This window comes from Rossellomorea aquimaris, assembly GCF_003315075.1.
In the GTDB taxonomy this organism is placed as follows: Bacteria; Bacillota; Bacilli; order Bacillales; family Bacillaceae_B; genus Rossellomorea; species Rossellomorea aquimaris_C.
In genome coordinates, this window is sequence record NZ_QNRJ01000001.1 from 491,931 (window position 1) to 502,901 (window position 10,971).

Below are 10,971 nucleotides of genomic sequence, written 5' to 3' on the forward strand. Positions count from 1 at the left end.
AGTTCCTTATGCGTGTAATATTATCACAAAAATTAAAATTTTCAAACTAATTAATCGTGATATTCTTTTGACTTTTATGAATCTAAGGTGAATAGCGATCGATAGGAGTTAGATGACAAGTTTCTACATGACCTCGATGAGTCCAACTTTTTTATATAGACAAAAAACGTCTCCTCTAAACCTTTTTCTACATAATAACTAAAAATACTACTTTAGACGTAATTTATAAAAAAACCTTTTCAAATGAGTGTTTTCTATGTAGAATAAATAGAAAATATAGAAAATTCTATATTTTATACATTCCTGGGAGGTTGGTCATGAAAATCTTAAGTAATGAACAGTTGGTGGCAGCTTATCGTGATGCTGAGAAACAAGGGAATGATCAAGACTGGATTCTGCTTCTTAAGAAAGAAATTCGTAACCGAGGATTGAAGCCTTTTAGGAAATCTTAACAATGAAAATCAAAAAAGAATACTAGCTTATATCTCACCCCCTGAGATGCAATTTTTACGACAGACTCAACTTCACTTGAGTCTGTCTTTTTTCATTTTTGAAACAGACGTTAACTATGCTTCTTACACTTGAATCCATGGTATTCCTCAATTTGTTTGAATTGCTTACTATCCAATAGCCCCATCTTATGAAATAGATATGAATACTGAATCACTTTTTTTGAATTGAAGTTCTTCATCATTACATCTCCCCTCCTTACTCATGTCCGAGAGTTTCCTTTGGTAAACTTTATTTTAGTTATCCATATTTTATTCTCTTAGTAAAAAAACGTGAAAAAAAAGCTGATTCATCATCCACTAATGGATGTATGAATCAGCCAAACATTCATCTATTCTTATTCAATCAGGACTACTTAGCCTTCAAGTAGTAAGTCTTCTGGATTCTCAAGTAAATCTTTCACCATTGCCAGGAATCCAACTGCTTCTTTCCCATCAATGATTCTGTGATCATACGATAAAGCAATGTACATCATAGGGCGATTTTCCATTGTATCTTTATCAATGGCCACTGGGCGAAGCTGGATTTTATGCATTCCTAAAATCCCAACTTGCGGTCCGTTTAAGATTGGAGTTGATAGTAATGAACCGAATACCCCACCATTTGTAATCGTGAATGAACCACCTTGCAGATCCCCAAGAGCTAATTTGTTGTTTCTGGCCTTAGTAGCCAGTTCCATAATTTCCCCTTCGATTTCTGCAAAGTTTTTGCGTTCACAATCGCGTACAACAGGTACTACCAATCCATCATCCGTAGATACGGCTACCCCAACGTCATAAAACTTCTTAAGGACAACTTCATCCCCATCGATTTCTGCGTTCACGTATGGGAACTTTTTAAGAGCTGCTACGACTGCTTTTGTAAAGAAACTCATGAAACCAAGTCTTACATCGTGGTCATCAAAGAATTTATCCTTTTTACGTTTACGCAGCTCCATTACTTTACTCATATCAATCTCATTAAACGTTGTAAGCATGGCAGCTGTTTGTTGAACCTCTACTAAGCGTTTCGCAATCGTTTGACGACGGCGTGACATCTTCTCACGAACAACCGGCTTTCCATCATCTTTTTTCGCTGGTGCCTTCTTCTCTTGAACAGAAGGTTTAGATGGAGTCTCAGCCGGCTTACTGCTATAGGCTTCAATGTCTTGCTTACGAACACGGCCTAGAGGATCTGTTGGCACATCGGAAAGATCGATACCTTTTTCACGTGCCAACTTACGGGCCGCAGGAGAAGCGATTGGACGATTCTTTTTGTCCTCTTTCGCTGGTGCTTCTTCGGTTGCCTCTTCTTTCTTCTCTTCCTGTTTAGGAGCAGGTGCTTCTTCTTTTGTATCAGAAGTGGCTGGAGCTTCTCCACCTGCACCAACAATGGCAATAACCTGACCGACTTCAACCGTATCGCCTTCATCAGCTTTAAGTTCTTGAATCGTACCTGCTTCTTCAGAAATGACTTCAACATTCACTTTATCTGTTTCCAGCTCAACGATGTATTCGCCCTTTTCCACATAATCCCCTGGCTGTTTCAACCATTGGGCGATTGTACCTTCTGTAATTGATTCTGCTAATTCTGGAACTTTAATTTCTGCCACTGTGATGTCCTCCTCTTTCTTATCGAGTTAACGCTTCGTTAATAATTCGTGATTGTTCTTTTTTGTGTACAGTTGGTTCACCTTCTGATGGACTGGAACGTCTGCGACGACCGACATAATGCACCTCAACACCGTCAGGCGCAATGTCACGGAGTCGTGATTCTGCAAATGTCCATGCTCCCATATTCTTAGGTTCTTCTTGAATCCATACAATTTCTTTAAGGTTTGAATATCTTTCCAGAATGGCTGATATATCACCTTTAGGGAAAGGATAAATTTCTTCTACTCTAAGAATGTGTAACCAATCTTTATCATCGATATTTTGAAGCTTCTCTTCTAAATCAATCGCAATTTTCCCGCTGCATAATACAACCCGTTCAACAGCCTCAAGATTCTCACCGAGACCCTTTTGCTCAAGGACTGAATGGAATTCTCCATGGGCTAATTCCTCAGCTGTGACAGCTGCAAATTGATTCCGGAGCAAGCTTTTCGGCGTCATGATTACAAGTGGTCTTACTTCTTCTTTTTGTAAAATGGCAGCTTGACGTCTAAGAATATGGAAGTATTGACCAGCTGTAGAACAGTTGGCAACCGTCCAGTTATATTCTCCACCCAGTTGCAGGAATCGTTCTAAGCGGGCACTTGAATGTTCTGGACCTTGACCTTCGTATCCATGCGGTAACAGCATAACCAGGCCGGTTTTTTGACCCCATTTTGCACGGCCAGCTGAAATGAATTGATCGAACATCACCTGTGCCATATTGGAGAAATCACCAAATTGAGCTTCCCAAAGAACCAACGTCTCTGGTGCAAACACATTATACCCATACTCATATCCAACAACAGCTGTTTCAGTAAGAGGACTATTAAGAACAACAAACGAAGCATGACTGTCCTTTATATTGTGTAAAGGGATGTATTCTTCTCCGGATTTTTCATCATGAAGAACCAGGTGGCGTTGAGCAAACGTACCACGCTCGGAATCCTGTCCCGTTAATCGAATCGGCGTACCATCCTTCAAGATAGAAGCAAACGCCAACGTCTCGGCATGGGCCCAGTCAATTTTCCCTTTACCTTCAAACACCTGGCTGCGTCGTTTTAAAATGCGATCCAATTTCTTGAACACATTAAAGCCATCCGGCCATTGAAGCAGTTCATCGTTTAAACCTTCAAGCTTATTAAAATCAACACTCGTATTAATTTCCGGTAAGCCATTTGCTACGTACTCAGGTGGAGCAAGGACGGTATCGGGATCGTCGTCTTTAGCCGGTACCTTATCGTATGCCGTTTTCAATTCTTCTTCGATGTCGGTATCCATTTTCTCTACATCTGCTTCTGTGACGATTCCTTCTGAAATCAATTTTTCAGCATATAGTTTCTTAACATTTGGATGGTTTTGAATGACTGAGTACATTAATGGATTCGTCACCATCGGTTCATCCATTTCGTTATGACCAAAACGGCGGTAGCCGATCAAATCAATGACAAAGTCTTTTCCAAAGGTTTTACGATATTCATAGGCGAGCACCGCTGCAGCAAGACAAGCTTCCGGATCATCTGCATTGACATGGACAATCGGAACTTCGAAGCCTTTGGCAGTATCAGATGCATATTTCGTCGAGCGGGAATCACGGCTTTCAGTCGTGAAACCGATCATATTGTTCGCAATCAGGTGAATGGATCCACCCGTGTTATATCCACGTAATTGACTCATATTTAATGTTTCAGCGACAACACCTTGTCCAGGGAAGGCAGCGTCTCCGTGAATCATGATGGCATAGGAAGACTCCGGTGACTGCTCTGGATAACCCTTATCTTCACGGACTTCTTGTGCAGCACGTGTGTAACCAGCCACAATCGGGCTCACAACCTCCAAGTGACTTGGGTTATTCGCCAGGGTTACACGTGCTCTCGCTGTTGACGACTGTAGAGGTGAGATTTCGCGATCAGCACCTAAATGATACTTAACATCACCTGTCCAACCATATGTAATCCCAATTGATCCTTCTGAAGGAATCAGATCCTTGCTTGGGGCATGTTGGAATTCGGCAAAGATCATTTCATACGGTTTACCAATAACATGGGCCAACACGTTTAAGCGCCCTCGGTGTGCCATGCCGATATTGACTGTTTTAGCACCTGATTCAACTGAATATCGGACCATTTCGTCCAGTAAAGGCACCATAGAATCCAGTCCTTCTATGGAGAAACGCTTCTGACCAACAAATGTACGGTGAATATATTTTTCAAATCCATCCACTTCGGCAAGCCGTTTTAATAACGCCAGTTTCTTTTCCTTAGAAAGAGGAGTGAAGTAGGATTCTGATTCAATCTTTTCTCTTAACCAATTCTTTTCTTCAAGCTCATGAACATGAGCATACTCAAATGCCAGTTTCTTAGTGTAGACCTGTCTTAAATGATTAATTGCCTGCAAGCCATCCTTTATGTGTGAAGGTGCATTCGGGCATAAAAAATCAACAGGAATCTGCTTTAAATCTTCTTCAGATAAATTAAACTCAGATAGTTCAATTCTTCTTGTGTCTCTATTTCGGTCATTAAGGGGATTAATATCCGCAGCTAAATGACCATATGTACGAATATTATCTGCTAACTTGACTGCAGCTACCATCTTACTTAACGCAGTCGGTTGTGCAGGCAGCGTGAATGATGTATCCCCATGCTGGGCACTTGCGATTACTTGTACGTCTTCAGCTGTAGGAGGGCCCCATTGTTCGAATAATTCTTTCAATTCAGGATCTACGTCTGTAGGATCCTCCAGGAATTGTTCATAAACCTCCATTACATAGCCTAGGTTAGGTCCGTAAAACGATTGCCACGGTTCCCCTTTTGCCGATTGCTTTTTCATTGTGAAAAACCTCCAACTATTTTGCCAGTTAGTATAATTTGGGTATCATGTATTCTTACAATTTCAAAGCCATATTTCATTATGCAAGAGCCATATTTCATTATGCAAGAATAGTAATTTTAAACACATAAAAACGCTTACAAGGACATTTTATCACTGTGCAGTAGTAAGATAAAGTCTTTATGACAAATTTCTCAAAATTTTGTTTTCCGTATTTTGAATATGGTTATTACTTATATTCCCATAATAAATTACAAGAAAACCTTTTTCTATATCGACTATTCTGAAATAATATTTTATTAAGCGCTTTCTCTTTCACCTTCTTGTATCCCTTATATGAGGGTACTTTTTTCATAAACCATCTTACTACTGTTACTAAAAAAAACCAAATATTTTTTGTTATTTTTCATGATTTTTTATAGGTTATAAGATTTTCAGAATGTTAGATAAGCCTTATGTGTTTAAATTTTCAGCGCTTGCCTTTTTGTTTCTCCCCTCCTGCCTATGAACTCATCGCCCATGCATTGCATACAATATAACAATCATGGCAGATGGCCTATATAGATTAAAGCGAGGTGGTTCACATGTTCCCATGGAGTTTATTCCCATTCAATAAAGACATGAAAGAGCAGATGAATCCGAAAGAAATGGATTCCTATATACAAGGTATGATGAAAAAAATGTTCCCGGGCGGATGGGAGGGTATGATGAATCCGAATGATATGATGAGCGGGGCGCAATCCTTTATGAATCCGTTGGGCAATCAAGGGGAGAAATCTCAGCGGGGTCAGGCTTCACCTTCTTCTCATTCAATACCTGCAAATGTCTTTGAATCTTTTGAGGATATTTACATCCGGTTTCAGGTTCCAAGTGAGGAGTGGATGAAGCAATTGAAAATATTCCACACGTCGAATCAGGCAATTATCGAGAACATCCCGGGACATGAGGAAAGACAGGTCATCACACTCCCTTGTCTTGTGAAAAAAAAAGGCGCAGTGGCTCAATACAAGGACGGGATATTAGAGCTGAAAATACCTAAAAGCATCGACATGCAATATACAGAAATAGACGTCTCTGATAAATATTGAGACGTCTTTTCTCGTACAATACCTTTAATGAGCATACTTAAGAGAGATGCGAATAATGGTACCTGCGGGCTCGTTTCTTAAGGCTAAGATTTCACCGTTGTAGTTTTGAATGAGCTTTGATGCAATGGCTAACCCCAAACCATAACCGCCTTTTTCGCGACTTCTGGCCTTATCCACGCGGTAGAACCGGTCAAAGATCTTTGGAAGATCCTCTTCCGGGATTCCGATCCCTTCGTCTTTCACTTCGATCATCATATCTTCTTCACGATTCACTAGCTTTATTTCAATGTTTGAATGCGTATCAGAGTATTTAACGGCATTATCTAACAGAATGATCATAATTTGTTCCAGATGCCTTGGCATAATAGTCACCATTGTTTCATGATCCAGCTCATCCAAACACAGAAAAGTGTGTTCTTGATGTAGAAATTTAAAGTCTCTAATAACCTTATCAACCACTTTTTGTGGATTGGCACGAACGGTTTGAAGGTCAAATTTCTCACGATCCGCCCTGGAAAGTTCTAACAGTTCCCCTATAAGCCTTTTCACTCTTTCAAGTTCTTCCAATGACACTTGTAAAGATTCTTCCAGAATCGTCGGATCTTTTTTTCCCCACCTGTTCAAAAGGGCCAGGTGTCCTTCTAATACCTGTATGGGCGTTCTTAATTCATGTGATGCATCTTCAACAAATTGTTGCTGTTGCTGAAAAGATTTCTCAATTTCGCTCATCATCTTATTGAAAATTTGTGATAGGTCACTTATTTCATCATGGGCCTTCACAATCTCTACTCTTTCGTGAAATCCTTTTCTTTCAATCGATCTCATTGTTTCAGAAAGCTTATTTAATGGACGCACAAAGCTTTTAGCCATGAAATAGCCGATAATTGCACTGATCAAGAGCGCTAATACCCCCGTGATGGTCATCATCCAGAACAGGTTCTTCATGATCTTTTCATATCGATTTAAGGGCTGGATAATTTCAATATATCCATTGAATTGATTCGATCGTATCGGAGATCTCCCAATGAGCATTTGATTTTTCTCAGATTCTATGAGGGTAACTGACTTCTCTCTAACGGGATGAAATGGTACGTAAAAAGCTGATTCATTTTCACTCCGTATTTCCAATACTTGATTCCCCTGATGATCTAAAATACGTATGGTCTGGTCCTTTTCAGCTATTTGTTTCATCAAATCCCGGCTATCATAAATGTCCTGGAGCTGTATATTTGGTCCTCTTTGTTTGAAAAACACCGTAATTTCATCCAGCACACGACCAAAATTATTCTCTTCTTCATCCACCATCCACTTACTGATTGCATGATATTGAAAAAAACTAAATAAGAAAAAGGCAAGGAATATGGCTGAACCAGCGGCTAACGCCCACTTCACTTTAAGGGAAGAGGGCTTAAAACGATTCAGGAATGTATTCATGTCCTCATCACATACCCAGTACCGCGTACAGTTTGGATGTAGCTATCTTCGTCGGGCGAATCAATTTTATTACGTAAATATCTTACATAAACATCCACTACGTTCGTTTCAACCTCGGTATCATACCCCCACACTTTATTGAGAAGGACTTCACGGGTCAAAACAATATTTTTATTTTCCAAAAAGGCGAGTAAAAGGTCATACTCCCTTTTCGTAACCTCGATTTCATGTTCAAGCTTAAATACTTGCCTTGATTCCTTTTGAACGGTGATATCACGGTAATGATACGTTGTTTGAGTCGAAGCTGCTTCTTCATTTCCGGCTCGTCTGAATACGGCCCTCAATCTCGCTAACAGTTCTTCAATAGCAAAAGGCTTTACGATATAATCATCTGCACCGCTGTCCAATCCTGATACACGGTCCATTACACTGTCCCTTGCCGTGATCATGAGGATCGGAATAGCTTTCACTTGCCGGATTCTTCTGCAAACCTCAAGTCCGTTCAAATTCGGCAGCATTAGATCCAATAAGATAATGTCCCAATTCTCGTTTAAACCTTTCTCTAACCCCCCTCTTCCATCATGGGCAAGACCCACTTCATATCCTTCATATTTAAGTTCCAGTTCAATGAACCGGGAGAGATTTTTTTCGTCTTCTATGACTAAAATTCTTTTCACATAAATCACCTGCTCTAAATGCTAATACGTCTTATTTTATTTTACTTTTGCTGAAAATAAAATCATTAAGCGCTTGAAAGATTTCAATACCTTGATACGTCATTAATGTAATGGCAGTAAAACTGAAAAATAAAATAGGAATTATTCGAATCCACATGGTTCTTACCTCCCTTTTATCATTACCGTCATTTTCCTCCACATTCATTAAAATTGAATGAGAAAAGGGTAAGTTTTCACTTAGAGAAGAAAGAAATTATAAGTTTACATAATGATATTATAATCAAATAAATAGATAGTATGAAATTGCTCCTGTTGAAGAAAATAAGAGTTGTATAAATAAGAATGAGGTGCACGAAATGGAAAGTAAGAAAAAATTGGATTTACTTGCGTTATCCTCTATTCCTTTAGTTATGACACTTGGGAATTCGATGTTGATCCCTGTCCTTCCTCAATTAGAAAAGGAGCTTAACATTACGGGATTTCAATCAAGCTTGATCATCACCGTTTACTCCATCATAGCCATACTCTGCATTCCGATTGCCGGTTATTTATCCGATCGGTTCGGCAGGAAAAACATTTTAATACCCAGTTTAGTCATTGCAGGAATCGGTGGCCTCATTTGTGGATTTGCTTCCTTATACGGTTCGAACGCCTATATTTTTGTCATTGTAGGAAGGGTTGTTCAAGGAATTGGAGCAGCCGGAGCCTTCCCGGTCGTCATTCCTACAGTAGGAGACCTGTATGAGGATGATGATCAAATCACCAAGGGATTGGGTTTAATCGAAACATCCAATACTTTCGGCAAGGTGCTAAGCCCGATACTTGGTGCGTTATTTGCTGCATGGATCTGGTTTATTCCCTTCTTTTCCATTCCAGTATTTTCACTTTTATCCATTCTACTGATCATGAAATTTGTAAAAGTGCCCGCCAAAAATGGAGAAGTAGCGAAACAAACCATTAAGGAATTTGTTCATGAGGTGGGAATCGTCCTTAGGAAGGAAAAGAGATGGATCTTCGGAATCTTTGTGATCGGAATCATTTCCATGTTTACTTTATTTGGATTTTTATATTATTTATCTACCCGCTTAGAGCATGCTTATGGAATTAACGGAGTAATGAAGGGACTATATTTAGCAGTCCCACTCCTTTTTTTATGCCTAACCTCCTATATAACCGGGAAAGTGATCGGAAAGAGCAAAGACAAGATGAAGTGGGTCATCGTATTTGGATCCCTCATGAGCTCGGTCGCTTTCATTCCATTAATTTTGACTGAAGGATTAGGGGTCATCTTGAGCATATTTTCCATTGCTGGTATCGGAATGGGCGCAGCCCTTCCCTGTTTGGATGCATTGATAACAGAAGGAATCGAGAAGGAACACCGTGGAACCATTACCTCCATTTACAGTTCAATGAGGTTTACAGGTGTCGCTTTAGGTCCCCCTATAGTAGCGTTGATTGAACCTTTGAGTACCTTTATCATTTTCATCCTTCTAAGCCTATTTTCCAGCCTGGTCGGAATGCTTTTCATTAAGGTTCCGGAAGCACAGCAAGCTGTCTCGACTAAAAAGGCTTGAGGATTCATCCCATGATGAAAAAACGGAGCTGAAATGCAGGCTCCGTTTTTTCAATTGCACACCCAGATCTGCTGAGTAGAATAAAGAAAGCTCCTCCTTTACAATCCCGAAATGTTTATTTCGATACATAATGTGGTAGATATATCCATAAACATGATAGGGATCGTAAGGGAGGAATATATATGACCTGGATAATCGTGATTGCTTCTCTTTTTGCACTTCTCATTCTGGCTGAAGAAGTCATTAATTATTTTCTACGTACAAAAGTAATTGAACATCACCCCAAGGCGAAAAGAAGCGAAGGAAAGATGAAAACTTTGTTTCATAAAGTAAAGCTGAAACTGACTCATACACAGTAAGTAGTACTACATAGACTAAAAGGTGGAGAAGTTCTTCTCTGCCTTCCATTTCAGTCACTTCTTTGACACAATATGCAGTGTTTCATTTGATTGATGTGATAACATATCTTTAACCTCTTGAGGATATAATTGTACTTCTGAAAGTTCTTCCAGGGGAATCCACTTGTATAATAAACGATCCCCTTCCAGCCCATGAAAGGCGTCCTTTTGAAAAATTGCCCGATCTGCAGCTGTCACTTTATAGTAAAATCCAATTTCATGGAAATCCCATTCTTTATAGGGAAAGAAATTTTCGTTCACCAACATCAATTGTTCTACATGAATTTCAACCCCCAGTTCTTCTCTCATTTCTCTCTTTAAGCTTTCCTGTGAGGCTTCACCCATGACGACTCTTCCACCGGGCAACGACCAGTAGCTGTCTTCCACTTGTTTATGTAATAAAATATGGTCCTGTTCTATCCAGACGGCCACTACCCTGTAATTAAAAACGTTTCGGTTTTGTTTAAACACAAGATCCATTCGACCCCTCCTTCTCTTCATTCTAACCAATAAAAACCCAATATTGTTTAAAAATGGCTCTTTTCGCAAAGATTGTTGTTTTCTAGCATAGAGTCTGCCAGGGCTCTGTCAACCAGGTTTATGCTGGATGGTGAGGGGAACTGCTCCGCTTGCAGCTAGCGTTCGGCCGAACCTCCTCAGCTTAGCCGAACGGGGTCTCGGCACGTCCGTACTTCCGCAGGAGTCTGCGCAGTTCCCCTCACCATCTTTAACAGGATTTTCATGACAGAGCTTCAAGGTGTGCAAGAAAACAATGTAACGAGAAAAAATATTCTTTTTCTTAAAAGGAAGATCAATCTCTACTTACCTTAAAT

Annotated in this window: 10 protein-coding genes; 4 read left to right on the forward strand and 6 right to left on the reverse strand. The window is 39.8% G+C overall.

Going from position 1 to position 10,971, the window contains the following annotated elements:
• The first annotated feature begins 317 nt into the window (after positions 1-317).
• Positions 318-452, forward strand: coding sequence for a sporulation histidine kinase inhibitor Sda (gene sda, locus DET59_RS02505; RefSeq protein ID WP_044336757.1), 135 nt, complete (start codon positions 318-320; stop codon positions 450-452).
• A 110-nt stretch (positions 453-562) separates the two neighbouring features.
• Here sda and DET59_RS21955 read toward each other — a convergent pair whose 3' ends face one another.
• From DET59_RS21955 to DET59_RS02515, 3 genes are all read right to left on the reverse strand, one after another.
• Entirely contained in the window at positions 563-694 is a 132-nt protein-coding gene (locus DET59_RS21955; protein ID WP_258549545.1) for a hypothetical protein, read from the reverse strand.
• A gap of 171 nt (positions 695-865) precedes the next feature.
• Positions 866-2,101 carry a 2-oxoglutarate dehydrogenase complex dihydrolipoyllysine-residue succinyltransferase gene (gene odhB / locus DET59_RS02510; RefSeq protein WP_113968000.1) on the reverse strand — a complete coding sequence of 412 codons (1,236 nt, stop codon included), beginning with the start codon at positions 2,099-2,101 and terminating at the stop codon, positions 866-868.
• Positions 2,102-2,120: 19 nt separating this feature from the next.
• Positions 2,121-4,967, reverse strand: coding sequence for a 2-oxoglutarate dehydrogenase E1 component (locus tag DET59_RS02515; protein ID WP_113968001.1), 2,847 nt, complete (start codon positions 4,965-4,967; stop codon positions 2,121-2,123).
• A 584-nt stretch (positions 4,968-5,551) separates the two neighbouring features.
• Here DET59_RS02515 and DET59_RS02520 point away from each other — a divergent pair.
• Positions 5,552-6,055, forward strand: coding sequence for an Hsp20/alpha crystallin family protein (locus DET59_RS02520; RefSeq protein WP_113968002.1), 504 nt, complete (start codon positions 5,552-5,554; stop codon positions 6,053-6,055).
• A gap of 24 nt (positions 6,056-6,079) precedes the next feature.
• Here the strand turns inward: DET59_RS02520 and DET59_RS02525 are convergent, their stop codons facing one another.
• Together DET59_RS02525 and DET59_RS02530 are read right to left on the reverse strand one after the other, a co-directional pair.
• Positions 6,080-7,489 carry a HAMP domain-containing sensor histidine kinase gene (locus DET59_RS02525; RefSeq protein WP_258549546.1) on the reverse strand — a complete coding sequence of 470 codons (1,410 nt, stop codon included), beginning with the start codon at positions 7,487-7,489 and terminating at the stop codon, positions 6,080-6,082.
• Positions 7,486-8,166, reverse strand: coding sequence for a response regulator transcription factor (locus DET59_RS02530; protein ID WP_113968003.1), 681 nt, complete (start codon positions 8,164-8,166; stop codon positions 7,486-7,488). Before DET59_RS02530 ends, DET59_RS02525 begins: the two co-directional genes overlap by 4 nt.
• A 356-nt stretch (positions 8,167-8,522) precedes the next feature.
• On the opposite strand from DET59_RS02530, the gene DET59_RS02535 reads away from it, so the two are divergent.
• Both DET59_RS02535 and DET59_RS21505 read left to right on the forward strand, forming a co-directional pair.
• Entirely contained in the window at positions 8,523-9,740 is a 1,218-nt protein-coding gene (locus tag DET59_RS02535) for an MFS transporter (RefSeq protein ID WP_113968004.1), read from the forward strand.
• A gap of 182 nt (positions 9,741-9,922) precedes the next feature.
• The gene (locus DET59_RS21505; RefSeq protein ID WP_181778033.1) at positions 9,923-10,099 is read left to right on the forward strand and encodes a hypothetical protein; all 177 of its coding nucleotides are present in this window, start codon (positions 9,923-9,925) and stop codon (positions 10,097-10,099) included.
• A 54-nt stretch (positions 10,100-10,153) separates the two neighbouring features.
• Here DET59_RS21505 and DET59_RS02540 read toward each other — a convergent pair whose 3' ends face one another.
• Positions 10,154-10,618, reverse strand: coding sequence for an NUDIX hydrolase (locus DET59_RS02540; RefSeq protein WP_113968005.1), 465 nt, complete (start codon positions 10,616-10,618; stop codon positions 10,154-10,156).
• Positions 10,619-10,971: the final 353 nt, after the last annotated feature.

Excerpts from the sequence above, each read along its gene's own strand:
- DET59_RS21505 (WP_181778033.1), top strand. The coding sequence starts at position 9,923 with ATGACCTGGATAATCGTGATTGCTTCTCTTTTTGCACTTCTCATTCTG.
- DET59_RS02515 (WP_113968001.1), bottom strand. The coding sequence starts at position 4,967 with ATGAAAAAGCAATCGGCAAAAGGGGAACCGTGGCAATCGTTTTACGGA.
- DET59_RS02535 (WP_113968004.1), top strand. The coding sequence starts at position 8,523 with ATGGAAAGTAAGAAAAAATTGGATTTACTTGCGTTATCCTCTATTCCT.
- DET59_RS21955 (WP_258549545.1), bottom strand. The coding sequence starts at position 694 with ATGATGAAGAACTTCAATTCAAAAAAAGTGATTCAGTATTCATATCTA.
- DET59_RS02540 (WP_113968005.1), bottom strand. The coding sequence starts at position 10,618 with ATGGATCTTGTGTTTAAACAAAACCGAAACGTTTTTAATTACAGGGTA.
- DET59_RS02525 (WP_258549546.1), bottom strand. The coding sequence starts at position 7,489 with ATGAATACATTCCTGAATCGTTTTAAGCCCTCTTCCCTTAAAGTGAAG.
- DET59_RS02520 (WP_113968002.1), top strand. The coding sequence starts at position 5,552 with ATGTTCCCATGGAGTTTATTCCCATTCAATAAAGACATGAAAGAGCAG.
- sda (WP_044336757.1), top strand. The coding sequence starts at position 318 with ATGAAAATCTTAAGTAATGAACAGTTGGTGGCAGCTTATCGTGATGCT.